This window comes from Aneurinibacillus sp. REN35 (assembly GCF_041379945.2).
Classification (GTDB): domain Bacteria; phylum Bacillota; class Bacilli; order Aneurinibacillales; family Aneurinibacillaceae; genus Aneurinibacillus.
This window is the reverse complement of sequence record NZ_JBFTXJ020000003.1, coordinates 276,943-303,907: the sequence shown is the minus strand read 5'-3', so window position 1 is coordinate 303,907 and position 26,965 is coordinate 276,943. Positions and strand designations below refer to the sequence as shown.

Sequence of the window (26,965 nt, the reverse complement as noted above, 5' to 3'; positions counted from 1 at the left end):
ATGATTTACAAAATCCCTAAAATGTTTGTCATATCATCAAGAATGTAATCGGCTTTCAATTCTTCGAACTTAGCACGCGCTTCCTGACCTGTCAATCCTGTCAGAGTAGCGGCAAATTTGCAGCCGATGCTGCGGGCGGCCATGTAGTCGGCTACCGAGTCACCCACCACCAGAATCTCTTCTCCATTCTCGATCGGAAGGGCCAAGCCAAAGCAAGCATCATCATGAGAATCCATGCCAAGCATCCCTTTGATATAGCAGTACGGCTGCGGCTTAGCAAGCGGCGCACGATCTGGATATCGCTTCTCTGCTTCAAGCACATCGCTTGCAGATACAACACGGTTCGGATCAAAGTATTGAAGCAAGCCCATTGCTTTAAGCGGCTCTACTGTTTCAATACGCGGGCGACCGGTTCCAATTCCAAGCACATAGCCACGTTTTTTCAACTCAGCCAATACTTCCGCCATTTTGGCAGGCTCTACAATCGGAATCTCATCATCTAGAAACCCTTTCTTCCCTTGCTGATACGCAGGACGACCAATTGATTCAGCCACCAGGCTATCGCCTAAGTACCACTCCTGGAACGTTTCCTGACACAGATCCCACAATTCACTGTTCCGGGAGAAAATATCTGTTTCAATGCCCGTTTTCTCGCGCACAATATCATTAAGATACAGAAGCAGCGCTTGCTTCTCTGCCGTGCTTTTTTCAAAATCGGCTACGAATGCAGCATAATCGACTGCAAAATCCGCTCCTTGCGCAAGTTCACGAATCTTGGCAATCGCTTCCCGGTTGATTTGTGAGGTAAGAATCTGCTCCACTTCTTCCGGCTTTGTTTTATGAAGCGCCGCAAGCAGGCGAACAACCTGATAAGAGAATGTCAGATACACCATATCCCAGTTGGCGTTAATTCCTCTTGTTTTAACAAAATTCAATACAGCATCATCGTGGAATACTTCTGCACGAACGCGGCGAATCGTATTCTCCGCCGGTGCCGGCTCGAATGTATCACCTGATAAGCCAACGTAATTTTGGCTGTACAGCATCTCCCATACGGTCAGTGCCGAAGCGTCAAAATACCGCTCCTCGCTTAATAAAACTCCGTCTACATCAAATAAGATTGTGCGAAACATCTTCTCTCCTCCAACTCCTCTGACTGATATCCAATATTCTATCGTAGTTTTCGAACTCAACACGAACATTTTAACATACTTTTGGTGAAATAATCGCCTTTTTCCGCAAATTTAGCAACCTTAAAAATATGTTAAAATAAAAAAAAGGAGGCAAAAACAATGGAACTACAATCCTTACATACGAAGGTCATACTTGTAACAGGTGCAAGCAAGGGAATCGGACGAGCGATGAGCTTGCTTTTCGCTGAAAAAGGCGCCACCGTATACGCAATTGCTCGAAGCGAGTCGCTGCTGCAGGACATCGCACAAGAAGCAGCGAACCTAGAAGGGCGCGTTATCCCTACGCCGTGTGATGTGACCGATCGGCAGGCAGTTGAAGAGATGATCAAGCATATCGCACATACGGAGGGAAAACTTGATGCGCTGATTAATAATGCCGGACTAGGTCACTTTGCGCCCATTCATGAGCTGTCGGAATCTCAGTGGGATGAGATGATGAATGTGAACCTTAAAGGCGTGTTCCTCTGCACAAAGTATGCCGTACCACATATGATTGAGCGGCAGGCCGGCCATATTGTCAACATATCCAGCGTGGCAGGAACAGTGACCTTCACAGGCGGAGGCGGATACTGCGCATCGAAATTCGGCCTGATGGCATTCAACGACGTATTGACACAGGAACTAAAACCGCACAATGTGAAAGTATCAGTTATCTGCCCGGGCTCTGTGCAAACGCACTTTGGTCAAAGCGATCCGAAGGACTATGCGCTGCGTCCAGAAGAAGTCGCTTATATGGCCTATCAGATGATCGCCGCACCAGAGCATGTGATTATGAACCAGTTGATCATGCGCCCGATCGTGCCGCAGCACCTGCAAAAATAAATTCTATGACTTCATAGAAAGATAGAGGGAAAACAGAATGAAAAAGAAATCTCTTATATTGCTTACAATGGCGCTTACGGCTTCGCTAGCAGCTACCGCCTGCGCCCCTGCTCAGGATAAAGGACAACAAAGCGCGCCCACTCAAGAACAGACGCAAAAGCAGGGCAAACAGTGGGATCAGCCCCCGGCGATGCAGATTGATCCAAATAAGACGTATATCGCCCATGTGGAAACGAATAAAGGCTCATTTTCGATTGAACTCTTCGCCAAGGATGCGCCAAAGACCGTTAATAACTTCGTTTTTCTTGCCAAGGAAAAGTTTTATGATAATGTGATCTTTCACCGGATTATACGCGATTTCATGATTCAAACAGGTGATCCACTTGGCAACGGTACAGGCGGCCCTGGCTACCGATTCGAGGATGAGCTGCCTTCCACACACAAATACGAAGAAGGCATTGTGGCAATGGCCAATTCTGGTGCAAACACGAACGGCAGCCAATTCTTTATCGGAAACGGAAAAGGAGTAGAAGGGCTAAACTCACAGCCAAACTATACCATCTTCGGGAAAATCAGCGAAGGCATGGATACGGTAAAGGCCATCTCTAGCACACCGGTGGCCCAAAATCCTACGGGCGAATTCAGCTCCCCTGTTGAGAAGGTCTTCATTAAAACCGTTACCATCGAAGAAAAATAGCACACTAAAAAACCCCCAAGTTACGGGGGTTTTTCTCTACTTTTTCTTTACGACGGCTACTGTGCAGCGCGAGATACAGATCAGCTTTTCTTCTTCATCCATAATTTTAATATCCCATACCATGGTGGTCCGTCCCTTATGCAGTGGAGTGGCTACCGCTGTAACGATCCCATCCCGCTTCCCGCGAATATGATTGGCATTAATCTCAAGCCCAACCGCCATCTCCGTCTCTTGGTCAATCAGATTCCACGTACCCATGCTTGCAACGGTCTCCGCCAATACAACCGAAGCTCCTCCATGAAGCAGACCGAACGGCTGATGCGTCTTGGCGTTTACCGGCATTGTAGCCGTGACTCTCTCCGGTGTCATCTCACCTAGCTCAATGCCAAGCGTTCCAACGAGCGTATCGTTAATATCTTTAAGCTGCATTGTATCTTCCCTCTTTCCCTCAATTTTTCTCGCGTGAACCAAGGCGGTTCAACATATGTTTAAATAAGCGAATCTCTTCGTCTGTAAAATCATCTACAATCGTAGCGTTTAGACTGTCCATAATTTCTGTAAGCGGCCGCTCCAAAGCCCATCCCTGTTCTGTCAGGTAAATTCGGTTCACTCTTCGGTCTTTTGGATCAGGATGTCGCTTTATTAGTTCATGATGCGCCAACCGATCAAGAAGTCCGGTCATCGTGGCCGAGTCAAGCCGCAAGCCTTCACCTAGCTCCGCACCCGACTGCCCATCCTTCTCCCAGAGCAAACGCAATAGTGCGTATTGCACCGGCGTGATTCCGTATGGCTGCAATTCCGCCTTGCCCATCTGATAGACACGCTGCTGTGCTTTGCTAAGCAAAAATACCATACAATCCTCAAACATCACCACGCCCCCCTTTTATTCTTTCTATTCAGAATATACCATACCTCAAGTATCTTGTATACAAGTAAATCGCATGCAAAAAATAGGGATGGATATCTATCCATCCCTAGCGACTCCTTGCCACTTCTCTTGCTTATTCATGCTCCTTCTCACCTGGAAGCCATATAATAAAGGCTGTACCCTCGCCTATTTTACTCTTTACAGTAATCGTACCTTGGTGAAGGGTAACCAATTCCTTAACAATGGCAAGACCTAATCCTGTGCCTGTTTCCTTGCGAGAACGAACACGATCCACTTTAAAGAACCGATCCCAAATATGTTCAAGATCATGCTCTGAAATCCCGACACCCGTGTCAACAACGGCTGCTTCGATGCCACCTTCCCTCTCACGCGCTCTCAGCGTAATGCTCCCACGCTCGGTAAATTTTAGAGCATTGCCAACAAGGTTAATGAAAATTTGTTCGATCCGATGCGGATCAGCAATAATAGCTGGAAGCGGTGCTGTTATGTCTAGGCTAAGCTCTAGGTCGCGCTTTGCAGCTTCCTCCTTAAACATAAAGACGATACGGCGCAGGAATGAATCCATATCAATCGGCCGCTTAACCAAATTAACCTCATGCTTCTCCAAACGTACCAATTCTAGGAGGTCATTGACAAGACGGCTCATATGCATGGTTTCTTTATACATGACATCATAATATTTTTGTCTGGATACTTCATCGACAACAAGGCCGTCTTGTAGGGCTTCAAGAAAGCCCTGCATCGCTGTCAGCGGTGTGCGCAGCTCATGCGAGACGTTCGCGATAAAGTCCTGGCGTGTCTTCTCAAAATCCACTCGCTCTTCCTCAATATAATCAAGCGTACTCGCCATTCGATTAATCGTGCGGGCCAAATCCCCGATTTCATCTACAGACTCTACGAGAACACGCTGCTTATAATTCCCTCGTTCAATCTCTAATGCGACCTCATCAATGCGCTTCAGCGGGCGGGATATCGTCCAAGACAAATACGAAACCATCGCAGTGGACAGGAGAATACCGAGCAATGTCGCCCAGACAATCATCTCCCGCATATTCCCGACCGTATCCTCAATTCCTTCTACAGGAGCGTGAAGAACGATCCCACCAAACACCTCGTCTTTTTGCCCCCACGGAACAACAACAGACATCATCGGCTTGCTAAGTCCCTCAAACTTCAGATCCTGTACGACGTCCTTCCCCAGCATAACCTCTTTAACGATCGAGTTAGCGACAGACTTTCCGATGAAGACTTCATCCTGTGTGGACGTGGAAATGATGCGGCCCTGTTGATCGAATACCCATATTCGCGTATCAAAGGTCTGGTCAAGAAACGCAAGCATCGCCGTCGTCTGGTCGGCCTGTACGGGATAAAAGTTTTGAATCGCTAAATTAACCTTTTTCGCTTTGCGCAGCAGCTCTTCCTTTGTTCCATCATATATGTAGTTCTTGGCCAACACCGACATGGAGAGGCCAAGTGCGCCAAGCCCGAGTAGTACGGTAACCATATAACTAAGCAGAAGCTTGCGAAAAATACTTTTATTAATCCCGAACCATTCTTTAACTAAGCGGAGCACGATGCTTCTACCTCAAATTTGTAGCCTACGCCCCATACTGTATGAATGCATTCATACGGAAGATTCGTCAAATGCTGGCGAATTTTTTTGACATGGACATCCACCGTACGAATATCGCCAAAAAAGTCATAGCCCCAAATTTGCTCCAATAATTGTTCTCGCGTAAATACGCTGCCCTGCGAACGCGCCAAGAAAACGAGCAGATCAAATTCCTTTGGACGAAACTGTACTCGCTCGCCCACTACGGTTACCTGGCGGCCCTGCAAATCAATCTGAAGGTCTTGAAACTGCAGCATATTGTTCTGCGCAGACTCCCTCTCTTCTCCCGTTCGCGGCTGCATCCTGCGAAAAATCGCTTTAATTCGCGCGACTAATTCACGCGGACTGAATGGCTTGGTAACATAGTCGTCTGCCCCAAGCTCAAGTCCGAGCACGCGGTCGAATTCTTCCCCTTTGGCTGACAGCATAATAATCGGTGTATCCATCGTCTTGCGAATTTCACGGCAAGCCTCATAGCCATCCATTTTGGGCATCATTACATCAAGAATAATCGCATCCGGATTCTCTGCCTCAGCAAGCCGTACCGCTTCTTCCCCATCATGCGCTTCAACCAAATCAATCTGCTGCTGAGCAAAATATAAACGAATAATTTCTAACACATTAGTATCGTCATCAGCAACAAGCACTTTCGTTCCGTTCATAATATCTTCCTCCTCCATTCCGCACGCGCACTTGATACGGAATACGGCTTTGCAAACTTATCTTCATGTTCATCTCGTTAGTATACCATATTTTTTGCGCATATTTTGCAAGCCAGGAACGTCTATGTATACGATTCGTGACTCGTTTGCCGCCCGCGTCCGGGAATTTGGGAGGAAATTTAACTGTACAAAGTAAAATAACCGGTACAAATGTACCGGTTATTCTAGGAAGAAGAAGCGTGAAGCTTATATTATTTTTTTAATGTTAATGTTAATGTTAAGTAATTGGTTTGGTTTCTTTATGGTAAAGACGGTAAAGTTTTGCTGTGGTATCGTACAGGCGTTTTGCTCGTTTATTGGTCTTTTGATGTCATTTCAATTGTTCAATAGAACTAAGCAGCATACCGTCCGTTGTAGGTTTCGTTCACCTCCTGATGCTTATACTTTACCTAAGAAATGTAACCATATCATGTCTTACTTAAGAACTTTTTTTGATAAATATATGATCAATTTGTGTTCTTCTCGTTGATCCATACTTTTACACGTTCCTCTAGTTCCTTCTCTGTCAGTCCGTAGTGCTTCTGCAAGTACTCATTTGTTAAGCGGCTTGTAATTCGTTCCCACTTATACCGCGTCTGTTCATCATCTGCCGGAATGTCATCTTTAATTTTAAACCACGGAGTATCACTATATGATTTTACAAGCGCTAAAAGCTTTTCTTCCCCATACACTTCAGCAAGGTAGCGGACGGTATCATAAGAAAACGCATATTCTTGCTGCTGTTTGCGGCCGCTCACTCCATAACCGCTATCGCCTAGCCTCTCACTAGACGTGAGCTTCGCAAGATTAATCTCGCCAAGCCGCCTCTCCCCTTCTTCTCCGCGGAATACATAGGACATGTCATCCTCACTGTAATACATCGCCATCCCTTCCATCAACCAAACCGGAACATAAGGGGGAAGCTGCGGAAATTGATAGAGATGCACAATTTCGTGCTTTAGTGTCGTATAGACCGATTCATCCTGAGGCGAGCGCTGCAGTGCCTCAAGATTTAAGGAAATGAACTGGTTTGTTACTTTATAGCCGGCGGCATTAAGATAATATTGGCCCGATGCGGTGGCTACCGTATGCCCTCCTTGCCATAATCCCTCTTCGGGGTACACCAGAACAGGATAAGGGGGGGTTCCCTGAATAGCAAGACGCTGGCCCATTTCCTGATATGCTTGTTCAGTCTGCTTCATAATTGAGGGCATTTCATCTTCGCTTTGCTCATGATACAAGAAAAAAAAATGATCGGTTTGTTTCATTTTTGTCTCGTTAAGCTCAAAAAATGCTGGCTGATCCACTTGTGTGTACTGAGTAATGATCCATGCGCCCGTCTTCGTCTGCTTCATATCAAAAGAACGCTTCATCCTATACCATTCATTCTGCTTGCCGCCTGCATACCGGTATTTCACTTCCGCCTGCAGGCCGCTTAATGACGAACCGGACGCACCCGGCATCAAATGTCCTGCTCCTGTCAATTGAACTTTCACTTCTTCTATCGGCGCCATCGCCAGCCATTGTGCCATATCCTTCTCATTTGTATTGTGCATAAGCTGATGCATCTGCTGCGTGTTCTGACTGCCTACCACCTTAGCCCAGCGCTCTAATGTTTGCTGTGCTTGACGATGCGCATCCCCTCTCGCTGAATTTTCACTTAAGACATCAAGTTTGTCCTCTGCCAATACGGAAGAGACCCACTCGCTTTCTTGAATGTCGTGCACAATGCCCGCAAGCACGGCACGCGGATTTTCATTTTTATTTATCGTGAAAAAACCGCTCAAGAGGAGAAGCAGAAGGAGAGAGAGCAGCCCGAGTTTGCCTACTGCTTTCATTCGTTTGCGTTCACCTCTGATTCTATGATGTTGTAAAATTCATTTACCACCTACCAGGCAAGCAAAACCCGAGTTGGCATATCTTTTGGAAGACGGTATGATAAAAGGGAAAACGGATACATAGGAGGGAATAGGATGGAGGCATCGCTGGACATTGTCGTCCGCTCAACAGAAATTGATGTAAATGGGCATGTGAATAACGCTAAATACTTAGAATACCTGGAATGGGGAAGAGAAGAGTGGTATGAGCAGGCCAACCTGCCCTACGATGCGTTCCTTGCACTCGACATTCAAACCGTAACAGTTAACATTAACATTAATTATCGCAGAGAATGCCTGCAAAATGACCGACTAACGATCACAACCAAACCGGAGAGGCTTGGAAGAACAAGCTATACCTTAAAACAGGAGATCCATAACCAGCGTGATGAGTTGGTGGCAGACGCGCTCGTAACCAGTGTTACAATGAACAGCAGCACCCGCACAAGCAGTCCTGTACCGCAGCAGTTAGCGCGCCTGTTCGCTCATCTTGCTTCATAAAGAAACGGAGAGAAAAAGGGCCTCCTTCTTCTCTCCGTTTCTTTTTATGCTATCGCAGCATTCCTAAGCGATTTAATTCTACTTCCATCTTGATCTTTACCTCAATTTTCGGAAACTCCTTGCGCCACCAATCGGTAGTAAATTCGGGATATATATTTTTAGCCCGCAAATAGCTGCCCAGGCCAAGCGCGTCCGAGCCCGCCTGCTGCATGATCTTAATCACACGCTCCCCGTCCCTCTCCAAACGAGCGCTGATTTGCTTCTCCAATTTCCGCAGTTGCTCTTTTGTATGAATTTCCTCTCCTACATAGTCTAGCGCATGTGCCGTTGTTTTCCCTTTAATCACTACCGTTACCTTTTTGGTTTTCGGATTGTATTGTGCCTCCCTATTCCGTATAACTTTTATAAAAGACAGCGTCACGCGTGTCTTTTTGTCCAATTCCAAAGTTAAGTGATCCTGATAATTGATTCCGTGTAAGATTAAAAAAATGGGGATCAGCCGAGCCGGCAGTTTCCCTGACATTTTCGAATCATTAAACAGGGCAAGTCCGTCAATAATAATGCCTTGTTTCTGCACTGCTAAATATGGGACGGCAACGGAGCGGCCCGGTGTTTCCATATCCCGCATAACGGTATGCATGCGGAACATGATTGTACCGCGCGCCTCCTCCTCCTGCTTGAGCATATCATATAAATACATGCCCACACCCCGCCGTTTTTGCACATCCGCTTTGATCGCTTCCAATGCTTTTCCTTTTACAACTCCGACAAACATCATGGAGCCGATCTCGGGATCACGGTACAGCGGATGAATAATGGATTTGATACTTGATCTGGCAATTTCCTCACTAAACAAAATCACTTTTAACTGCCCGGCTTCTGTCCTTCTTCCCGATAAGTAGCTTAACTTTTTGCGCGCATCTTTTCCGCTGCGTGCCACCACGCTAAGCATCTGAGAAGACATCTTGCCTCCCGTGCTCACCATCGGCAGAGTACAGGTTAGCCTAAGTTGATTTTGCCCCGCCCGATCATAGCCTGCCGTCAACAGAACACCCAGGTCGTCAAGCACCTTGCGATCCCCTCCCGAGCAGCCACCTAACAGGAGAGCGCTTAGAAGGACGGCCATCCCGAAAGCATTCAGAACCTTCATCCCCTCATCCGCCTCCCATGCTTAATATAGGTGAGAAGAACGAACAACACAGTGCTGGTGATTATCACATACAGCCAGAAAACACCAAGAAATGATAAGATATTATCTATGTCTAAAAAACGGGAAGGTAAAAACAACAAGGTAACAAAGGCTAACAAAATTAAAATATGCGGCTTACAGAGAAACGATTGCTTCCATACATGCTTGATGCTCATGCCTCCAATCAGAATAAAACCGGCAGATGAAATAATGACCAGCATGCCCCACACGCTAATACCGATAATTTCAACACGTTCAACAAAGGGAAGCTGTATAATACGGAACATATCCATAACTGGATAGGATTGCTGCTTGAGCATCTCACTTCCGTACAACCCTGTAGCTCCAACAATGACCGCCAAATAGATTGCCGTACTAAACCAATGACCAAGCGAAGCATACAACAGCGCGTTCTCTTTACGAGCAAGCAGTGAATAGAAGAAAAATGCGACTTCAAAGCCGAAATAATCGAGTGTGATTTCCTTTGTACCCCTTATGTAGTCTGAGATGCTGTGCTGAAAAAGAGGCAGCATAAACTCCCATTGAAAATTAATGTATACATAAATAAGAAACACTAACAGCCAGGCCGTAGAGAAAAAAACAATGACGCTAAAGCGAGTCAACAGCGAAATGCCGCCGCGAAGCAAAAGATAACAAGGAAATAGAAAGAGAAGAAACAAATAGATGGGAGAGGTAAATGTAAAAATAAAATCCTGTAGAATTCCAATAAAATCTCGGATCAAAAGCACACCAAGCAAAAAATAATATAGGCCGATGATAACTGAAGTACAATAATTAATCGGTTTACCGAGCAGGATCTCTCCTACTTCTAATAAATTGCGGTTTTGATATCTTTTAAGCACATGAAAGACGAGGAGCATAATAACTTGGATTAACAGAGCTCCCAATAAAACAGAGATCCAGCCTTCATTCCCCACATGCTCAGCCATAATGCGCGGTGCACGCAATATTCCAACCCCTATCTGCATTGTATTAACCAAAAAGAACAGATAGATGGGATCAATTGAAAACGCACCACCATAAACACCCCGCTCCTCGTCCATACCGTCCCCTCCTTTCATGTAGAATTTTGATTATCTCCTTCCTCTTTTCCTGCCCGCTTCACATCCCGCGGCCGGGCAAATGTAGAACGACTTATCGCTAAAGTAGACGGAAATCGTATCACGCTATCGACCCAATCCCCTACACGCAGAGGAACGAGCGGCGATAAGTATGGCGCTCCAAGTGAACGCATCTCTAACAAATGAAGCGTAATCATCGTAAAACCAATCACGATGCCAACAAAGCCGAAAAAACCGGCTAAAATAATAAGCACATAGCGAATGGTGCGAACTGCATTCGCCATAAGATACGAAGGGATAACAAAAGAAGCAATCGAGGATAGCGCAACAGCGATAATCAAAAAATTGCTGGTAAACCCCGCTATAACCGCTGCCTGCCCAATAACAATACCGCCAACAATGCCGATTGTTTGTCCGATTTTTGTTGGCAGACGCACACCGGCTTCCCGCAGGAATTCGATGGTAATCTCCATCAGCATCGCTTCGATAAGCGGAGGGAAGGGAACTTTCGTTCGTGTCTCTAAAAGCGTCATCACCATATCGCGGGGTATCATTTGATAATGAAAGGTCGTAATCGCTACATAAATCGCCGTTAAAAACAGGGCAGCAAACAAACCAAACATACGCAGCGAACGAATTAAGGAGCCTGATACCCAGCGGTTATAATAATCATCCGGTGACTGAAAAAACTCCCAGAACGTACTTGGCGTAATCCACACATATGGCGAGCCGTCCACCATCATGATAATTCTGCCATCCAACAACGAGGACACAGTCTTCTGTGGCTGTGTGGTCGAAATAAAGTTCGGAAAAGGAGAATACGGATTATCTTCAAGAAATTCGGCCAGTTCGCTGATGTCAGTAATTCCGTCTCGCTGTATGGTGCTGAGGCGTTTTTTTAGCTCCGCTATGTTCTGCGGATTCGCAATCCCCTCGAGCCACAAAAGCCCAACCATCGTATGCGTACGTTCTCCGACCAACGTGACATCAAGCTGTAAATCGCGCGACTTCAGGCGTTTACGCACAATCCCGACATTGGTCATTAATGATTCAATGAAATTCTCCTGCGGTCCAAAAATCGTCGTCTCATTCTCTGACGGACTTACCGATCTCTCTGGAACGTCGAATACATTCACCGCAATCGGCAGCCCGTCATCATGCAAAACAATGGCCCAGCCCTGCAGCAGCTTGCTTATACATGCATCCATATCCTTTAGCTGCTCCACTTCACTTCCCTGAAGTTTCTCAAGAAGAGGCAATCTCATCTTTTGATCTGATGAGACAGACAAAAGTGCCTGTACAATATATTTATCAACATACTCTAATGACACAATTGTTGCGATGTAACAGCAAATCGCTGTATCCAAACGGCGGTATGTAAAATCCTCCATCTTGCACTGGGCGGACAAAAGCGCAAAGTCAGCCTCAGCCCCCCGCCCCAATTCCTTTTGTCTAGCAGAAGAACGAGCAGATGAAGCATGTGCAGAACGATGATAGGGATACATGCGGCGCTGGAAAATTCGCCGTAAGAATGCCAGCATATCCTCTCCTCCTTTTTGCTTCTCTTACTTAGCTTGGATGATCCGGTAAAAATTATCCATCCGCATAAAAAATAGCCACCTTCGGTTGAAGGCGGCTGTGCTTTTCACTTTCTTTTATTATGATATTTTGTCTTTTCTTTAGTATTTCTTTTTTTGCTTGGTGACCGTAAGCTCTTTTCCTGCAAAGGAATCAGTTGTCCACGTAACAGTACGCGCTCAGGCATCTCGATATGAAGCTGTTTGGCCAGCTTGCCTGCCATGAATTTCTCCTTTGGCTCAAGCAGAGTAACCGCCATACCGGATTTACCGGCACGTCCGGTTCGTCCTACACGGTGAATATAGCCTTCCGTATCAAACGGCAAATCGAAGTTAATAACATGAGTAACATCTTCAATGTCAAGACCTCGCGCCAACAAATCCGTCGTGACTAAGCATGTAATATCCCCTTTACGGATTGCATTCATTGCCTGTTCGCGCTCTGCCTTCTTCGTATCGCTGTGAATACCCGCGATACGAATGTCCTTAGCAACCAGCCACTTCGCAATGTCTGTGACAAGGTGAAGTTTCTTAACAAAAATCAAAGCCCGCTCCGGCTGTAGCGCATGCAGAAGGCGGCGGAGCGTCTCGAATTTTTCCTTCTCAGGTGTAACGAGAAAACTATGCTCAATACGATCCGGAAGGCGAGATGCCTTTCTTATTTTTACTACTTTTAGTTCATCCTGTGTCCACTTCTCGCCCCATTCTTCTACGAGTGGCGAGATTGTGGCGGAGAATACTGAAATCTGCCGATCTCTTGGTGTCCGCTGCATGACCGCCTCTACTTCACGGATCATGCCAGATTCAAGCATCTGATCCGCTTCGTCGATAACGACTGTTTTTACTTCATGAACTTTCAGCCGTTTCTTCTCAATTAAGTCATGAATACGACCGGGCGAACCTACGATAATATGCGGCTTCTGCTTCAACTTCTCAATCTGGCGCTTAATATCTACACCGCCCATAATAATCTGAAACCGAATATTGGTACCGCTGCACAACTCGTCAAGCACCTGTCGAATTTGTACCGTAAGCTCCCTGGTGGGAGCAAGGATCAGCGCTTGCGCTGCCGAAGCGTCTGCTTCAATCTTCTCAAGAAGCGGCAGCAAATAGGCAAGCGTCTTACCTGTGCCTGTCTGCGATTCCCCCACTACGCTATACCCTTCAAGCAGAAGCGGAATCGTCTGCTGCTGGATGGGTGTCGGTGTTTTAATGTTCATCTTAGCAAGTCCTGTTACTAGAAAAGGGGCAAAAGCAATGTCGGCAAAGTTTTTCATCCGCGTCTTCCTTCCTCAGGCTGAACCGGCAGTTGAATAGAGAATGTTGTACCTTCTCCTAGCTTACTGCGCACGGTAATTGTGCCATGGTGGCCTTCTACAATATTTTTGACTATCGACAGCCCAAGACCCGTGCCGGAACGTCCGCGCGTCCGAGCCTTATCGGCTTTATAGAATCGCTCAAATACAAACGGCAAATCCTCAGCAGGAATCCCGCTTCCTGTATCCGTAATCTCAATGATGTACAAATCATTGCGGTTAAACGTACGGAGGGTAACCGTGCCGCCTGTCGTCGTATGACGAATCGCATTGTCTACCAGATTGGTCAGCACCTGTTCGATACGGTCCGCATCAAAAGGAAACGTATCATTTACAGCCTGCCAATCAAGAGCAAGGTGGATGCCCTGCTCTTTGGCTACGCCATTGAACTTCCGAATAATCTTATCTTCAAGCTGCAGCAAATTGGACGGCTGGATTTCAAGCTGAATATAGCCTGCTTCCATTCGGGCCAAATCCAATAGCTCATTCACAAGACGTGACATGCGGAGCGACTCATCATATATAATTTGTGCGAGTTCTTTTTTCTCCTCAGACGACTGAGCTATATCATCTACAATCGCTTCACTATATCCCTGCAGCATCACAAGCGGGGTGCGCAGCTCATGCGAGACGTTGGCGACGAAGTCTTTGCGCAGCTTATCAAGACGACGCTCATGTGTCATATCGCGCAGCACGGCAACCGCTCCCCGCACCTGCTCGTTATCATAGAGCGGGGCCATGACGACAGCGTAGATCCGGCCTTGAATAATCACATCTGCCACGCCTTCTTCTTCCAACTCTAGCACTTGCTCTAAAATCGAGCGTAGCGATGGCGGCAGTCCATTCACTTGCTTCTGATCCCCAGCCATATTGTCTTGTATATCTTGTTCGTAATTCCACGCCTTCAGCAGTTCATCAGCTGGCGGATTAGTCACGATAATCGCACCGGTATGATCGAATGTAATAACCCCATCGGTCATGCTTTTCAGAACACTTGCCACCTGCTCTTTTTCACGTGAGAGCGCTACAATCAAGCCATTGAGCCTATTGGCCATATGATTGATTGTCGCCGCCAAATCACCAATCTCATCATTTGTTCGAATGGAGATTTGGGTGGAAAAATCCCCTTGCGCATACGAATCGGCCGCTTTCTTCATGGAACGGAGCGGCTGCGTGATACGGGTGGATAAGAAGAATGCAAAAAATGTCGTCAGCACAATGCCAATGGCGGCTGCATAAAAAATAAGACGGGTTGTCTTATATGTTGTCTCCCGAAGTTCATCCATTGTCTGGTACAGGATTAGCTCATCATTCAATCCTCCAGAATGAAGGGGAACAGCCACCGCCACAAACTCCTCATAGTGAGGAACACTTCCATCCTGCGGCACGACGGGGAAGAAATCGCGTGTGACGGCGATTCGATCATCACTGCGTGCCTTCTTAAGCTCCGGATGCTTTAAAAACTCCTCCGCCTTCACTTCAGGAATGGCCGCATCGTCTAGCTTATCGTTTTTTGCCAATCCCTTACCCAATTGCCCGGTCACAACCATACGCGTATCATAGACGTCTACCAATTCCTTGGCAATCCCGAATGTTTTCTCCCGATCCTTATAGACTACAATAACATGAGCCATATGCTGTGCCAGCTGCTGTAAATCATCCGTGCGCTGGCGTTCATAAAACCCATCCAGAAAAGACATAAGCGTCAGGCTAAGCGCGGTCAATACGACAGCCACCAATCCAATGATGGTGATCCACAGCTTAATTACAACCTGATTTAACACTTATTTAGGCACCTCAAGCTTGTATCCGATACCCCATACGGTTGCGATCATATTGGCTGCGACAGGGGACATCTTATTGAGTTTCTCCCGCAGACGCTTGATGTGCGTATCTACGGTTCTCAGATCACCAAAAAACTCATAATGCCATACATCTTTCAACAGGTCTTCTCGTGAGAATACCCGATCCGGATTACGTGCCAGATAATAAAGCAGTTCATATTCCTTTGGTGTCAAATTCACTTCTTCACCTGAAACTGTGACCCGATGGGCATCATGGTCAATGGATAGCTCCGGAAATACAAGCACATTGTGCGAGCTGCTCGGCGTTGAAAGAAATGCGGTAGCTGACGAGCGGCGCAGCAACGCCTTTACCCGATATACGACTTCTCGTGGGCTGAACGGCTTGACGACATAGTCATCGGTTCCGGATTCAAAACCTTGGACCCGGTTCGCTTCTTCACCCTTGGCCGTCAGCATAATAACCGGTGTAGCCTTTTGCTCGCGCAGTCGTGTGCATACTTCAATGCCATCGATTCCTGGCAGCATTAAATCAAGCAAGATCAGATCATAATCGCCGGAAAGCGCCATTTCAAGCGCAGTCTCTCCATCTTCCGCTTCATCGATGCTAAAGTTTTCTCTTTCTAAGTACATGCGTAAAAGTCGGCGGATACGTTCTTCATCATCTACTATAAGAACTCTTGCTTGCTGCTCCATTTACTTTTCACCTCGGTTGACTTTTTCAATATATAGATTGCTTTTCTGCTTATTTTACCATTTTTAGCAGCCAATTGCGGCTATAATCGTACAAATTATATGTTACCCAGGTTATAAAACACAAGTCTTTGTTTTAATCTGCAGTTTCGTGGAAACAATATAAGAGCGAAAGGAGTGAGCTTTTTATGAAAAAGCCGGAACAAAACATTCGCTATGAATCCGAAGGTGAACAAATCGTGCACCAAGAAATTATGAACGCCTATCAAATCGGTGTCATCGAGGATGATGATGCATATTCACAAATGGGAGATCAGCCCCAAAGCGACAACCGTCCCAAAAGCCGTACCGAAAATCAAACAGAGACTATGATGCAGGACGATGAACTTGAAGAAAAGAGCCCTGATGACTTTGAGTAATGACCGTTGTTGTCTAAATAAAGCGCCTCGCTTCAATCTGGAGCGAGGCGCTTTCTATTGCCTTCTTCTATGCGTACGAATGCAAACCTGAGATGACCAGATTTACAAAGATAAGGTTGAACATAACAATAATGAAGCCAATTACAGCCATCCAAGCTGATTTCTTACCCTGCCACCCCCGGGATAGACGCAGATGGAGGTAGGCGCTGTAGAACAGCCACGTAATGAGCGCCCATACTTCCTTCGGGTCCCAGCCCCAGAAGCGGCCCCATGCTTCATGCGCCCAAATCATCGCAAAAATCAGCGCGCCCAGCGTAAAAATCGGGAAGCCGATCGCCACAGCACGGTAGCTGATCTCATCCACCAGATCCGGCTCTAACTCCTGTACCCATTTGCTCGCTACAGTAGAAATCCTGCGTCGGAACGCCAAACGGGCTACTCCGTACAGCACCGTACCGCTAAGTCCGGACCAAATCAATGTATTAAACTTACGTGCCGCTTGATTCCCCTTCATGAATCCAGGCGCTTCAAACAGCGGCTTCATCTTGTCCGTTGTTTCTAATACACCGTCTTTGGGTCCCACAATCGCTGGCAGATGATATTTCACCTGTGATTCTACCACTTGTCCGGTTGACATTTTAAAGGGTGCCTTAAATGTTGACTGATAGCCTGCAAGTTGAAAGGAAAATACAAGCACAATAAAAGCAATCAATGTACAGATCGACCACATAACGAATTCAAGCCAGATGGCAGACGCTGATTTACCTTTCGTATCCACTGTGCGAAGCAAGTACATAAGGCCCCCTGCAAAACCTACGGCAAAAGCTCCCTCACCAAGCGCCGCTGTCGAAACGTGAATCTGCAGCCAATAGCTCTGAAGCGCCGGGATCAGCGGCGTTACTTCGCGCGGAAATACAGCCGCATACGCAACAATAATCACGCTAAACGGCATAACAAAGGCGCCGATTAACGGAATACGGTAGATTAAATAAATGCCCAAGAACGCAAGCGTCATCGCAAAGCCTAAGAACTGCATGAATTCAAACATGTTGCTTGTCGGAATATGTCCGCCTACATACCAGCGTATTCCAATAAATACAGCATGTGCGATAAAGCCGATCACAGCCGCAGCGTAAGCAAAACGACCAAATCTGCGGCCATGCTCTTCTGGCTTATCGCTGCGGAAGCTTTTTCCTGTCACAGCAACAAAATATAGAATCGTGGCAATACAGTAGAAAATAAACGCGATGGTCAGCATCATATTGCTTGTCCCGATCAGATTGTTCATGATTGTTTAGCCTCCTTCTCCAATTGCGCGGCAGTGATCTGATATCCGTTTGCTTCCAGAATCTTTTTCACATCGCCCTTTACACCGAACCAGTTCTTGTTGGTATGTGCCGCCACCAAAAGCTTGTCTCCCTCTGTCTGGAACCAAATACGACGATGTTGCCAATAGAAGCCCATAATCAAACCGACCATACTAATTGCTGCACCGAAGAAAATCACGGGAATGCTGTTGTCCTTACGTACCATCAATCCGCTTATATCCACTAGATCAGGCTTGGCAAATTCATACGTGATTTGCGGCTCCTTACCGTCCGCTGTAAGCGTGTTGCCAAGGAAAATCCACTGTTTCTCACCGCTTGGTGTTTTTGGTGAAATCGTATTAACGATGAAAGCAGGGTTGTTCGGCTCTGTTGATTTCGTAATCGGCTGCTTGTTATCATCAAGAGCAAAATCAGGAAAATACTGCAGCACCTCTACCTTGATCTGCTCGCTTACTTTCACTTCCTTTTCCGGTGAAAGGAGATCAAGCTTTGCTTTGCCAAGCGGCTGCTTCGTCTCTGTATCTACTAACGTAAGATTCAACGCTTGCAGTTGATTCTCTTGCTCCCCCGATTGATACAGCAACAGGCCTTCATATTTCAATGGATGATTAACCCGAATATCATGCTGCTCCACCTTGGTCAGCTTCGGCTCTGAGCCTGGGATCGCCGCATTCTCATTCTTATATAGTACCGCATGTGTTCTATACTCTTTTACGACGACTCCATCAAGATCGAGCTTCTCTGGAAACTCATTATCTTTGTAGTACTCTTTAATGAATTGCTCATTCTTTACATAATAATCGGTTTCCGGCACAGGAACCGTTTGGCCTTCGCGTACCCATACATACTGATCAAGATAGAATCCCGGGATAAGACGCATCAAACAGCCAAGTAAAAAAATAATAAGACCGATATGGTTTATGTATGGTCCCCAACGGCTAAAGCGCCCTTTCTCTCCGAGGAGCGCGTTCTGTTCACGGCGTACATGGTAGCGCTGTTTTTGTAACCCTTCTTCAAGCGAGGCTGATAACTGTGCCGCATCCTTGCCCTCTATATCAAGTGCTGCATGCACTTTTTGAATTTGCAGAAATCTCTTATCCCGCTTGACGCGTTGCTTTTTTAGTGCACGGTACAGCGGAACCACACGATCTAAGCTACAAATTACAAGCGAAATCCCTATGCCCAGCATGAGCGCAATAAACCACCAGGACGAATATAAATTATGAAATCCAAGCTCGTAGTAAATGCGGCCAAACGTACCGTATGCTTCCGGGTAATATTGTTCTGCCGGTTTCGGTACCGGAATATAACGTTCTTGCGGAAATACCGTACCGAGCGCAGATGCGATCAACGTCAAAATAATCATAATTACAGCATTACGTACAGAAGAGAAAAAATTCCAGATGCGATCCACAATCGTTTTCTTGTATATTTGCGAACGTCTGGCCGCACCTTCATAGCGCATATCCGGTTTCTCGCCGGAAATCTCGCTCGCAAGTGGAGCACCGCATGATTCGCATAGCATCGTCCCGACCGGATTGGAATGGCCGCATGCGCATTTTACATTATCTAACATGGTCTCACCTCAAGTTTCTTACGGAGCAATTTGCTGCATGTTATCCCGAATAGTTTCATACGACATCGGACCGCCGACGATGTGTTTATACAGCGTACCGTCTGCTTTAATGAAAAAGGTGGACGGCATCTCTCCGACTTGATATTTACGGGTAATATCCCGTGACGGATCCATGAGCATTGGTAGCGCATCCAATTTGTACTGACGTGCAAATGATTGGATCGGGATCTCAGATTCACCTACATTCATTGCCAGAATCACTACATTCTTATCCGCAAAATCTTTCGCCGCTTTATTCAAGTCTGCCATCTCTTCACGACAGGGCGGACAGTATGTGCCCCAGAAATTTAGTACCACCGCTTTTCCTTTTAACTGGCTTAGCTGCACCTTCTCACCGCCAAGCTGCTGAGCGACAAAATCAGGCACGGGCTTTCCTACCTGCACTGTGGTCTTATCATTAAAATACGCGCTGTAAAACGTCCATCCGACAGCGAGGACAATGACCGACAACACAACCAACCGTGTAATCTTACGCGTTCCCATGTAGGCAACCTCCTCAACACGCTGCAATAGCTACTGTTTTCATTGTTAAATCAAGGATAACTATACACATTATAACGGTTATCAAATTTAACACTTCATCCATTTTTTGAACGTTTCGTGACAGCAAGATCACTGCATCACATACCCTCTTAGCTTACCTCAATTTTCTTTTTATGCAAATACATGGTCATACTCATGGTACAGCAAGCTAAAATAATGCATAAATATTTATTTACATATGTATTTATTCGTTGTAGAATTGAATTTATCTTACCAGCCGACTTCGGCTGCTACGTTCGAATGAAGGAGTGGACGCATAATGATACCGACGGAGATGCAGTGGAACGCTTTGCTGCAGCGCCACGCAACCGTTACTGTTTATGTAAAGGGAGAAAAAGTAACGGGTGATCTATACAATGTTACGGATGAGCGAGTCATCCTGATTGTACCAAGCAAGCAGGATTTGTTTGAGGTCATTTCCCGCATGGACATCGACGATATTAGTTGGTAGTTCGCTGCATAAATATTTATTCGTACAAAATGGCGCGCTACGCCATTTTTTTCTTGCCTAGATTTTCTTATAATGCCATCAAGCGCCGTACTTCTTCTGCTGTAAGCGTCCGATAGGTACCCTTCGATACACCGTCAAGCGTAAGAAAGGCCAAGCGTACACGTTCTAGCGCAAGCACCGGATGCCCTACCGCCTCACACATCCGCCGTACCTGCCGATTGCGCCCCTCATGTATCGTTAGGCGGATAACGCTCGTTCCGTTTCTCTCCTGAAAATGCAAGCGCACCGCTTCGGCTGGCGCCGTCATGCCATCCTCAAGCATGATACCCTCACGCAGACGCGCCAACGCCTTCTCTTCCACTCTGCCTTTTACAACGGCTTCATATACCTTATCTAGTTCATGTCGAGGATGCGTAATATGGTTGGCGAATTCACCGTCATTGGTTAGAAGAAGCAGACCTGACGTATCATAGTCAAGCCGCCCAACAGGATACACCCTCTCTGTGATTCCCTTCATCAGATCAAGCACTGTCTTTCTGCCCTGCGGGTCGGTTACAGATGTAATGTAGCCGGTCGGCTTATGTAATAGAAAATACACATGCTTCTCACGCTCGATTTTCTTTCCGTCCACTTCGATCGTATCGCGCGTGGGATCAGCTTTATATCCGAGCTCCTGCACCGTCTCTCCATTGACTTTTACCCGTCCTGCTGTAATTAATTCTTCACATTTTCTGCGGGAAGCTACACCCGCCTGTGCCATAATTTTTTGCAAACGTTCCATGTCTTATCAACCTCCTTCCCCATCATACCGCTCCCGCGCAATGGATACAACGCGCACGAAAAAACTCCCGGCATATCCACGCACGGGAGCTTATCCAAACACAAGCCAGACAACAAACAAGGAAGCAAGAACACCAATTAAATCCGCCAGCAGCCCTACCTTGAGCGCATACTTCGTATGACGTACAGCTACCGCCCCGAAATAGACCGTTAATACGTATAATGTCGTATCGGTACTGCCCTGGATCGTACTGGCCAATCGTCCGATGTAGGAATCGGGGCCGTGCTGGGCAATTAAATCGGTCGTAATCGCAAGCGAGCCGGAGCCGGTAATCGGCCGAAGCAGGGAGAGCGGCAGAATCTCCGCCGGAAAATGAACAAGATCCAGCAGCGGGCGCAGCGCCTTTAAAAGCAGATCAAGCGCACCGGATTCACGAAAGATGGTAATGGCCACCATCATGCCCACCATATGCGGCATAATGCGGATCGCGGTGCCAAATCCACCCTTCGCCCCTACGGTGAACGTGTCGTACACAGGGACCTTCTTATACAGCGCATAAGCCAATACGTAGGAGAGCAGCAGCGGAATTGCCCATAACGATACTTGTGTGACAAGCGCATACATTTATCTACGCCACTCCTTTCGCTGATACCATCGGTCAATCAGAATGGCACTGCACGTAGCAATAAACGTGGCAAGGAGTGTCGTGCCGACAATCTCAGCCGGATTGGCAGACTGATAACTCATCCGAATGGCAATGATTGTTGTCGGTATGAGCGTGATGCTTGATGTATTGAGCGCAAGCAGCGTACACATAGCAGGTGTGGCGACGGAAGGATTCGGGTTCAGCTTTTGCAGCTCCTGCATGGCTTTAATCCCCATCGGCGTCGCCGCATTGCCAAGCCCGAAAATATTGGCGGCCATATTTGAAAGAATATACCCAAACGCCGGATGGTCTTTTGGTACTGTGGGAAATAACCAGCGGGCAATCGGACCGAGAAGGCGTGCCATCTGCTTTAATAATCCCGCATCTTCCGCTACTTTCATTACGCCCATCCAAAAAACGAGAATGCTGATTAAACCAAATGCAACGGTGACTCCTGTTTTTGCGCCTTCAAATACCGCCTTATTCACCGCTTCGACATTGCCTGTCAGAAAAGCTGTGGCAATACCGATAAAAATCATTCCGGCCCAGATATAATTCACCATCTAGATCCCCTCCATCATCGTTCGGACGAACGACTCCAGATTCGATGTAAACCGGTGTCCAACCGCCTGTGCCATTGTCTCCTGCTCGATTGTAAGCGGCATACGGCCAATCAACGTATCACCGAGCATAATTTCTAGCAGAGGCTGACGAATATTGCGGACAATCCGTACCTCCACCCGTGATTTTTCTTCTGCAGTGAGCGGATAAGAAAATGCCCGTGTACTGTAATAAGCAAGTACACCATTCTCCTGTTTTTCTTCGCCAACCCGCTGCCTCTCACCCACAATATTCACCAGCGGATATTGACTGAATCCGTAGTTCATCCAATTCATGGAGTCATCCCAGTCTTGGGGGGCATTCAATACAACAATGGCAAGCTGGCGGCCATCTCGGGTGGCGGAAGAAGAAAGGCAGCGCTTCGCCAATTTGGTGTAGCCTGTTTTTACACCATCTGCTCCTTCATAGAGACGGAGCATCTTATTCTTATTCAACAGCTTGCGATCCCATTGCTCGCCTTCCCAGGGGATCGACTTTACTTCGGTAGAGACAATTTTGCGAAATTCGGGATTGCGCAGCGCATACGCCGTTAACAATGCCATATCCCGCGCCGTGGAATAATGGTTATCACTATCATCGAGTCCGTGCGGGTTCGTAAAGTGGCTGGCTTGCATACCGATATATTCTGCCTTTTCATTCATGAGCCGGGCAAAGCCTTCCACGGAACCACCGACATGCTCGGCAATAGCGACTGCCGCATCATTTCCGGAGCGGAGCATCAGCCCATACAGCATATCTTCCATCTTCATTTTTTCGCCACGCTTCAAAAAGATGGAGGAGCCTTCTTTTGCATACGCGCTATCCGGTGTAACAACAATCTCTTGGCTATTCCCTTCCTCTAGCGCTACGATTGCCGTCATGATTTTTGTCAGACTCGCAATCCGCATCCGTTTATCCCCCTGCTTCTCGGCCAAGATGCGGCCGCTTGTCACATCGATTAAAGCCGCTGTTTCAGCGGAGATGGGCGGCGGCTCAGCATTTTTAGCCTGTACAAATGTTGGCAGCATAAGCAGACAAGCCATGAATAGTACAAAGAATTTCCCCACGCAAATCCCCCTCCGTATTCATTACTACATATATATGGGCTGTCCAATGGATTATGAATATTTCTAGCAGAATACAAAAAAAGCAGAAGCCCATCCGGCCTCTGCTCTTCCTACTCCGTTGCGTTCGTATTCTGTTGGACCCACTCATACAATGCATGCCCATCATCTTCCTTCATATGATGCAGTGCCACTTTTGCCCCCATCTGACCGGATGCAACTACAGCCGTATAAGAGGCAAGAGAGGCCGAGCGCTGCCAGGGCGCTGTACGAAGTCTAGCAAACTGAATGCGACGACGCGGAATAAATGTTGTCGTCCGACTAATAAAGCGGCTCCTCAGTACGAGAGTCTCACGCTGCTTCACCGCAAACCCGCCACTGCGATACTGCCATACGCCAAGCAAGGCTGCCAGTAGAAGAAGCGGCCCGGCTGTATAACGCCACATTCCCGCAAGAAAATAAAAGCTAGGACTGCTAACAATAAGTACAGGCAGCACCCGGCCAAGCATATAGAAGAGGACAGATCGCTTCGGCAGCGGTGTAAGCTTGGTCTCTACGTAGAATCCGGGAAGCACCTCTTCAAGCAAATCCCGCACCTCCGCTCGGCGTAACAGCGGAAAAATGATCGTCTTCTCGCCCTTTACCGCACCATAGCCTGCCGTATCAATCTGTACGCTTACAAACCCGAAAGGCTGGCGCAGCACACCTTCCACCAGACGGACGGCCTGTACCCGTTTTACCGGAATGGTCAGCTGGCGACGCTCAATCCATCCCCTGGTAATCAACAGCCGATCTCCGCTCTTCTTTAACACAAATCCACCGTATTTGATCATGACACCCAACATGCCGAGTACCCAGGCAACAAGCAGTACAACAAACGCAAGGATCAGAAGTGCCGAAAAAACGAAGTGGTTAAAAAACGAAAAAATCCGCTCATACGGAATGACATCCCCAGCCTGCGAGAAGGCCGCTGCGAATAATGAAAGCACAACCCCGATCCCACCTGATGTCGCTCCATAAATAAACAATCTTGATGACGGCAGCTCATACAGAAAGTCCGGTTCCCGCTCCACCTGCACCGGTGCGTCCCCGACTCCCTGATACAGCGCATCCTCTGTATCCGAAGATTCTCGCATTGCATTAATGAACATCAGCTCCTGCTTTAGATGCTCCGCCTCTTCCCTTGTGACTGCGGTCAACACCGCTTCCGGCTTCTGTCCCCCTGCCGTCTCCACCGTTACTTTGACGACGCCAAATAAACGATGCAGCAATGGTTCTGTAAAATCGACCGCTTGAATCCGCTGCCTAGCGATGTAATTTCGCTTCTTCACAAGCACACCGTGCTCAATACGCAATTCCCCTTCCTCCACCGCATAACGATAACGACTCCAGGAAAGTACGCCAAAAATCAATGTTCCAACCAAGACAGCGCCGGCACTGCCAAATCGCCACCACATCTCCGACCCCTCACTCGTTCCACCGCGAAAGAAGCTTGAGATAATAAGAATAGCAAGCGGCAGCAGCAACTCTCGCAGCGCCCGCAGACCGGATAACAGTGCAGCAATTGGATGCAGACGACGCGGCTCAGACATCTTCATTTGACACCTTCGCCAGCCGTACAATCATATTACGTACTTCATCAGCCATCTCAACGGAAAGCGCCGGAATCTCATGGCTGCCCGCTGCGGTAGAAAACGTTACGCTAGAGAGCTCATATCGTCTTAAGAATGGTCCCTGCTTCGTATCAACATGCTGGATGCGAACCATAGGAATGACCGTCTCTTTAACAAACCATACACCGTGGCGCAGATGAATCTCATCTTCAGCAATATAATAGCTCCAACGAAGCCATTGACGAGTAGGCAGAATCAATACATCAATGATTGAGTAAAGCAGAGCACAGGCTCCCATAACCCACACAACAAGCCGCGGTAAGCCCACGGTTATATGCAAAGTGAAGGCTCCTGCCACCACAAGCCACAGTATAAGTGACACCAGTCCGTGCGTAAGACGCCATACTTTAGGAGCGCGTTGATCGATCCTTCTCCAAAGCAAATCTCCTTCCATGCTCTTCCCCTCTTTCCTGCATGTACTTTTTCTTGCTATTATGTACGTCCCTTCCTCTCTAGACGTTTCTTACTTTATCCACTATCTTGCATACAATAAACAAACCCCTTACGCGGACAAGCTGCTTAAGGGGCTGTATTTTCTGTATCCTTCTTATAAAATAGGTAGGCTTCCTGCTCCACATCCGCACCTTCTGCTGAAAAATCAGGCGCGGGCGGCAGTTCATCTAAGCTGCGCAGACCAAAGTACTCAAGAAACTCTTTGGTCGTTCCATAAAGGATCGGTCTTCCTACAGCTTCCGCTCTTCCTACCTCTTTAATCAAGGTCTTGCTAATCAACCGCGAGATCGAGCTCTCGCATTTTACACCACGAATCTCTTCGAGCTCCAGGCGCGTAATCGGCTGCTTATAGGCAATAATCGCAAGCGTCTCAAGGGCCGCCTGTGACAGTGTGGCATGTGACGGCGTATCAACGAGCCTCTCGAAATACTCAGCAAACTCCGGGCGGGTCGTAAACTGGTATGCCTGTGCAATCTCCACAATCTGAAGGCCGCGCTGCTGTTCTTTATATTCCTGCTTCATCTCGTCCATCAGCGCAATGACTTCATGATTCTCAAGATCAAGAATGGACGCTAGCTGCTTGGCCTCAATCCCTTCATCTCCTGCCACAAACAATAGACCTTCTACAATCGCCTTCAACCGCTCTACATCTATCATACTGCATCCTCCTGCATACGCGACACCATAATCTCATCAAATAGTCCATCCTGCTGGCACACTACCGTCCGTTTTTTCATCATCTCCAGTAAAGCGAGGAACGTGGTAACAATCTCGATCTTCGACTCTTCCTTCGCCAGCAACTGCGAGAACGAGACCTTACCGCCTGCAATATCAAGCATTTGATGGATTTCCTTCATTCGGTCCTTAATCGAAATCTCATCCCGCTGTACCTTCACTGTACTTTCTTTTCGATTCACCCGTGCCAAGGCCTTTTGCAAGGCATCTACAAGGTCATAGATTGTTACATTCGCAATCGGATTCTCCTCTTCGGGGATGAACTGGCTCAAATCTTCAGCCGGCCGGGTATATACCCGACTGCGTTCCTTTTCCCGTTCACGGAACGTTTCCGCAAGGCTTTTGTACTTTTTATATTCTAGTAAGCGCTGTACGAGTTCTTCACGCGGGTCCTCCTCCTCTTCATAAGGCTCAAGACCCCACTCATCAAACATCGCCTCTTCGCGCTTGGGCAGAAGCATTTTGCTTTTGATTGCCAGAAGCGTAGCCGCCATGACAAGAAACTCGCTCGCCACATCAAGCTGTAGCTCCTGCATAATGTACAAGTGATTCATATATTGATCCGTAATATCTACAACAGGAATATCATAAATATCCACCTCGGCCCGATCTATGAGATGCAGAAGCAAATCCAGCGGCCCTTCAAACGAATCCAGTTTGATGTCAACTCCCATCAAACATTCAC

At 47.2% G+C, this 26,965-nt stretch carries 28 protein-coding genes; 5 read left to right on the top strand and 23 right to left on the bottom strand.

Going from position 1 to position 26,965, the window contains the following annotated elements; all coding sequences use genetic code 11:
- Positions 1 to 5 precede the first annotated feature (5 nt).
- Positions 6 to 1,133, bottom strand: a complete 1,128-nt coding sequence (locus AB3351_RS07905; RefSeq protein WP_371146583.1) for an HAD family hydrolase — start codon at positions 1,131 to 1,133, stop codon at positions 6 to 8.
- Positions 1,134 to 1,292: 159 nt separating this feature from the next.
- Between AB3351_RS07905 and AB3351_RS07900 the strand changes: the two genes are divergently transcribed.
- Positions 1,293 to 2,015: an SDR family oxidoreductase gene (locus tag AB3351_RS07900; protein ID WP_371146582.1), complete on the top strand. Its 723-nt coding sequence runs from the start codon at positions 1,293 to 1,295 to the stop codon at positions 2,013 to 2,015.
- 37 nt (positions 2,016 to 2,052) lie between these two features.
- Entirely contained in the window at positions 2,053 to 2,712 is a 660-nt protein-coding gene (locus tag AB3351_RS07895) for a peptidylprolyl isomerase (protein ID WP_371146581.1), read from the top strand.
- A gap of 36 nt (positions 2,713 to 2,748) precedes the next feature.
- Here the strand turns inward: AB3351_RS07895 and AB3351_RS07890 are convergent, their stop codons facing one another.
- From AB3351_RS07890 to AB3351_RS07870, 5 genes are all read right to left on the bottom strand, one after another.
- Entirely contained in the window at positions 2,749 to 3,141 is a 393-nt protein-coding gene (locus tag AB3351_RS07890) for a hotdog fold thioesterase (protein ID WP_371146580.1), read from the bottom strand.
- 19 nt (positions 3,142 to 3,160) lie between these two features.
- The gene (locus AB3351_RS07885; RefSeq protein ID WP_371146579.1) at positions 3,161 to 3,580 is read right to left on the bottom strand and encodes a MarR family winged helix-turn-helix transcriptional regulator; all 420 of its coding nucleotides are present in this window, start codon (positions 3,578 to 3,580) and stop codon (positions 3,161 to 3,163) included.
- 133 nt (positions 3,581 to 3,713) lie between these two features.
- Positions 3,714 to 5,174: a sensor histidine kinase gene (locus tag AB3351_RS07880; protein WP_371146578.1), complete on the bottom strand. Its 1,461-nt coding sequence runs from the start codon at positions 5,172 to 5,174 to the stop codon at positions 3,714 to 3,716.
- Positions 5,162 to 5,875 carry a response regulator transcription factor gene (locus AB3351_RS07875; protein WP_371146577.1) on the bottom strand — a complete coding sequence of 238 codons (714 nt, stop codon included), beginning with the start codon at positions 5,873 to 5,875 and terminating at the stop codon, positions 5,162 to 5,164. The genes AB3351_RS07880 and AB3351_RS07875 overlap by 13 nt, the downstream gene beginning before the upstream one ends.
- A gap of 506 nt (positions 5,876 to 6,381) precedes the next feature.
- A complete protein-coding gene (locus tag AB3351_RS07870; RefSeq protein WP_371146576.1) occupies positions 6,382 to 7,752 on the bottom strand; it encodes a gluzincin family metallopeptidase in 1,371 nt (456 codons plus the stop codon).
- A 135-nt stretch (positions 7,753 to 7,887) separates the two neighbouring features.
- On the opposite strand from AB3351_RS07870, the gene AB3351_RS07865 reads away from it, so the two are divergent.
- The gene (locus tag AB3351_RS07865; protein ID WP_371146575.1) at positions 7,888 to 8,292 is read left to right on the top strand and encodes an acyl-CoA thioesterase; all 405 of its coding nucleotides are present in this window, start codon (positions 7,888 to 7,890) and stop codon (positions 8,290 to 8,292) included.
- A gap of 49 nt (positions 8,293 to 8,341) precedes the next feature.
- Here AB3351_RS07865 and AB3351_RS07860 read toward each other — a convergent pair whose 3' ends face one another.
- The 6 genes from AB3351_RS07860 to AB3351_RS07835 form a co-directional block, all read right to left on the bottom strand.
- Positions 8,342 to 9,442, bottom strand: coding sequence for a Ger(x)C family spore germination protein (locus AB3351_RS07860; RefSeq protein ID WP_371146574.1), 1,101 nt, complete (start codon positions 9,440 to 9,442; stop codon positions 8,342 to 8,344).
- The gene (locus AB3351_RS07855) at positions 9,439 to 10,545 is read right to left on the bottom strand and encodes a GerAB/ArcD/ProY family transporter (RefSeq protein WP_371146573.1); all 1,107 of its coding nucleotides are present in this window, start codon (positions 10,543 to 10,545) and stop codon (positions 9,439 to 9,441) included. Before AB3351_RS07855 ends, AB3351_RS07860 begins: the two co-directional genes overlap by 4 nt.
- 14 nt (positions 10,546 to 10,559) lie before the next feature.
- Positions 10,560 to 12,104 carry a spore germination protein gene (locus AB3351_RS07850; protein ID WP_371146572.1) on the bottom strand — a complete coding sequence of 515 codons (1,545 nt, stop codon included), beginning with the start codon at positions 12,102 to 12,104 and terminating at the stop codon, positions 10,560 to 10,562.
- A gap of 104 nt (positions 12,105 to 12,208) precedes the next feature.
- A complete protein-coding gene (locus AB3351_RS07845) occupies positions 12,209 to 13,417 on the bottom strand; it encodes a DEAD/DEAH box helicase (protein WP_371146571.1) in 1,209 nt (402 codons plus the stop codon).
- Entirely contained in the window at positions 13,414 to 15,240 is a 1,827-nt protein-coding gene (locus AB3351_RS07840) for a HAMP domain-containing sensor histidine kinase (RefSeq protein ID WP_371146570.1), read from the bottom strand. The genes AB3351_RS07845 and AB3351_RS07840 overlap by 4 nt, the downstream gene beginning before the upstream one ends.
- Complete coding sequence (locus AB3351_RS07835) at positions 15,241 to 15,954, bottom strand: response regulator transcription factor (protein ID WP_371146569.1); 714 nt, start codon at positions 15,952 to 15,954, stop codon at positions 15,241 to 15,243. It abuts the gene before it with no gap.
- Positions 15,955 to 16,139: 185 nt separating this feature from the next.
- On the opposite strand from AB3351_RS07835, the gene AB3351_RS07830 reads away from it, so the two are divergent.
- Positions 16,140 to 16,370, top strand: coding sequence for a hypothetical protein (locus tag AB3351_RS07830; RefSeq protein WP_371146568.1), 231 nt, complete (start codon positions 16,140 to 16,142; stop codon positions 16,368 to 16,370).
- A 67-nt stretch (positions 16,371 to 16,437) separates the two neighbouring features.
- Here the strand turns inward: AB3351_RS07830 and ccsB are convergent, their stop codons facing one another.
- From ccsB to resA, 3 genes are read right to left on the bottom strand one after another with little or no spacing between them, the layout of a single operon-like run.
- The gene (ccsB, locus tag AB3351_RS07825) at positions 16,438 to 17,658 is read right to left on the bottom strand and encodes a c-type cytochrome biogenesis protein CcsB (protein WP_371146567.1); all 1,221 of its coding nucleotides are present in this window, start codon (positions 17,656 to 17,658) and stop codon (positions 16,438 to 16,440) included.
- Positions 17,655 to 19,274, bottom strand: a complete 1,620-nt coding sequence (gene resB, locus AB3351_RS07820) for a cytochrome c biogenesis protein ResB (protein WP_371146566.1) — start codon at positions 19,272 to 19,274, stop codon at positions 17,655 to 17,657. The genes ccsB and resB overlap by 4 nt, the downstream gene beginning before the upstream one ends.
- Before the next feature lie 18 nt (positions 19,275 to 19,292).
- Positions 19,293 to 19,817 (bottom strand): thiol-disulfide oxidoreductase ResA, encoded by a 525-nt coding sequence (gene resA, locus AB3351_RS07815; RefSeq protein ID WP_371146565.1) that lies wholly within the window; start codon positions 19,815 to 19,817, stop codon positions 19,293 to 19,295.
- Between the two features lie 319 nt (positions 19,818 to 20,136).
- On the opposite strand from resA, the gene AB3351_RS07810 reads away from it, so the two are divergent.
- A complete protein-coding gene (locus tag AB3351_RS07810; RefSeq protein ID WP_371146564.1) occupies positions 20,137 to 20,328 on the top strand; it encodes a hypothetical protein in 192 nt (63 codons plus the stop codon).
- A gap of 67 nt (positions 20,329 to 20,395) precedes the next feature.
- Here AB3351_RS07810 and AB3351_RS07805 read toward each other — a convergent pair whose 3' ends face one another.
- The 8 genes from AB3351_RS07805 to AB3351_RS07770 form a co-directional block, all read right to left on the bottom strand.
- Positions 20,396 to 21,109: a pseudouridine synthase gene (locus AB3351_RS07805; protein ID WP_371146563.1), complete on the bottom strand. Its 714-nt coding sequence runs from the start codon at positions 21,107 to 21,109 to the stop codon at positions 20,396 to 20,398.
- A 90-nt stretch (positions 21,110 to 21,199) separates the two neighbouring features.
- Positions 21,200 to 21,733, bottom strand: coding sequence for a spore maturation protein (locus tag AB3351_RS07800; protein WP_371146562.1), 534 nt, complete (start codon positions 21,731 to 21,733; stop codon positions 21,200 to 21,202).
- Positions 21,734 to 22,318 carry a nucleoside recognition domain-containing protein gene (locus AB3351_RS07795; RefSeq protein WP_371146561.1) on the bottom strand — a complete coding sequence of 195 codons (585 nt, stop codon included), beginning with the start codon at positions 22,316 to 22,318 and terminating at the stop codon, positions 21,734 to 21,736. It abuts the gene before it with no gap.
- Positions 22,319 to 23,398, bottom strand: coding sequence for a D-alanyl-D-alanine carboxypeptidase family protein (locus AB3351_RS07790; RefSeq protein WP_371146843.1), 1,080 nt, complete (start codon positions 23,396 to 23,398; stop codon positions 22,319 to 22,321).
- Between the two features lie 134 nt (positions 23,399 to 23,532).
- Entirely contained in the window at positions 23,533 to 25,011 is a 1,479-nt protein-coding gene (locus tag AB3351_RS07785; RefSeq protein WP_371146560.1) for a PH domain-containing protein, read from the bottom strand.
- Positions 25,004 to 25,486 carry a PH domain-containing protein gene (locus tag AB3351_RS07780; protein WP_371146559.1) on the bottom strand — a complete coding sequence of 161 codons (483 nt, stop codon included), beginning with the start codon at positions 25,484 to 25,486 and terminating at the stop codon, positions 25,004 to 25,006. Before AB3351_RS07780 ends, AB3351_RS07785 begins: the two co-directional genes overlap by 8 nt.
- A 125-nt stretch (positions 25,487 to 25,611) precedes the next feature.
- Complete coding sequence (gene scpB / locus AB3351_RS07775) at positions 25,612 to 26,199, bottom strand: SMC-Scp complex subunit ScpB (RefSeq protein WP_371146842.1); 588 nt, start codon at positions 26,197 to 26,199, stop codon at positions 25,612 to 25,614.
- Positions 26,199 to 26,954 (bottom strand): segregation/condensation protein A, encoded by a 756-nt coding sequence (locus AB3351_RS07770; RefSeq protein WP_371146558.1) that lies wholly within the window; start codon positions 26,952 to 26,954, stop codon positions 26,199 to 26,201. Before AB3351_RS07770 ends, scpB begins: the two co-directional genes overlap by 1 nt.
- Positions 26,955 to 26,965: the final 11 nt, after the last annotated feature.

Bases quoted from the DNA above. Each gene is read 5' to 3' on its own strand.
- AB3351_RS07905 (WP_371146583.1), bottom strand. From the start codon at position 1,133: ATGTTTCGCACAATCTTATTTGATGTAGACGGAGTTTTATTAAGCGAG.
- AB3351_RS07900 (WP_371146582.1), top strand. From the start codon at position 1,293: ATGGAACTACAATCCTTACATACGAAGGTCATACTTGTAACAGGTGCA.
- AB3351_RS07895 (WP_371146581.1), top strand. From the start codon at position 2,053: ATGAAAAAGAAATCTCTTATATTGCTTACAATGGCGCTTACGGCTTCG.
- AB3351_RS07890 (WP_371146580.1), bottom strand. From the start codon at position 3,141: ATGCAGCTTAAAGATATTAACGATACGCTCGTTGGAACGCTTGGCATT.
- AB3351_RS07885 (WP_371146579.1), bottom strand. From the start codon at position 3,580: ATGTTTGAGGATTGTATGGTATTTTTGCTTAGCAAAGCACAGCAGCGT.
- AB3351_RS07875 (WP_371146577.1), bottom strand. From the start codon at position 5,875: ATGAACGGAACGAAAGTGCTTGTTGCTGATGACGATACTAATGTGTTA.
- AB3351_RS07870 (WP_371146576.1), bottom strand. From the start codon at position 7,752: ATGAAAGCAGTAGGCAAACTCGGGCTGCTCTCTCTCCTTCTGCTTCTC.
- AB3351_RS07865 (WP_371146575.1), top strand. From the start codon at position 7,888: ATGGAGGCATCGCTGGACATTGTCGTCCGCTCAACAGAAATTGATGTA.
- AB3351_RS07860 (WP_371146574.1), bottom strand. From the start codon at position 9,442: ATGAAGGTTCTGAATGCTTTCGGGATGGCCGTCCTTCTAAGCGCTCTC.
- AB3351_RS07855 (WP_371146573.1), bottom strand. From the start codon at position 10,545: ATGGACGAGGAGCGGGGTGTTTATGGTGGTGCGTTTTCAATTGATCCC.
- AB3351_RS07850 (WP_371146572.1), bottom strand. From the start codon at position 12,104: ATGCTGGCATTCTTACGGCGAATTTTCCAGCGCCGCATGTATCCCTAT.
- AB3351_RS07845 (WP_371146571.1), bottom strand. From the start codon at position 13,417: ATGAAAAACTTTGCCGACATTGCTTTTGCCCCTTTTCTAGTAACAGGA.
- AB3351_RS07835 (WP_371146569.1), bottom strand. From the start codon at position 15,954: ATGGAGCAGCAAGCAAGAGTTCTTATAGTAGATGATGAAGAACGTATC.
- AB3351_RS07830 (WP_371146568.1), top strand. From the start codon at position 16,140: ATGAAAAAGCCGGAACAAAACATTCGCTATGAATCCGAAGGTGAACAA.
- ccsB (WP_371146567.1), bottom strand. From the start codon at position 17,658: ATGAACAATCTGATCGGGACAAGCAATATGATGCTGACCATCGCGTTT.
- resB (WP_371146566.1), bottom strand. From the start codon at position 19,274: ATGTTAGATAATGTAAAATGCGCATGCGGCCATTCCAATCCGGTCGGG.
- resA (WP_371146565.1), bottom strand. From the start codon at position 19,817: ATGGGAACGCGTAAGATTACACGGTTGGTTGTGTTGTCGGTCATTGTC.
- AB3351_RS07810 (WP_371146564.1), top strand. From the start codon at position 20,137: ATGATACCGACGGAGATGCAGTGGAACGCTTTGCTGCAGCGCCACGCA.
- AB3351_RS07805 (WP_371146563.1), bottom strand. From the start codon at position 21,109: ATGGAACGTTTGCAAAAAATTATGGCACAGGCGGGTGTAGCTTCCCGC.
- AB3351_RS07800 (WP_371146562.1), bottom strand. From the start codon at position 21,733: ATGTATGCGCTTGTCACACAAGTATCGTTATGGGCAATTCCGCTGCTG.
- AB3351_RS07795 (WP_371146561.1), bottom strand. From the start codon at position 22,318: ATGGTGAATTATATCTGGGCCGGAATGATTTTTATCGGTATTGCCACA.
- AB3351_RS07790 (WP_371146843.1), bottom strand. From the start codon at position 23,398: ATGGCTTGTCTGCTTATGCTGCCAACATTTGTACAGGCTAAAAATGCT.
- AB3351_RS07785 (WP_371146560.1), bottom strand. From the start codon at position 25,011: ATGTCTGAGCCGCGTCGTCTGCATCCAATTGCTGCACTGTTATCCGGT.
- AB3351_RS07780 (WP_371146559.1), bottom strand. From the start codon at position 25,486: ATGGAAGGAGATTTGCTTTGGAGAAGGATCGATCAACGCGCTCCTAAA.
- AB3351_RS07770 (WP_371146558.1), bottom strand. From the start codon at position 26,954: ATGGGAGTTGACATCAAACTGGATTCGTTTGAAGGGCCGCTGGATTTG.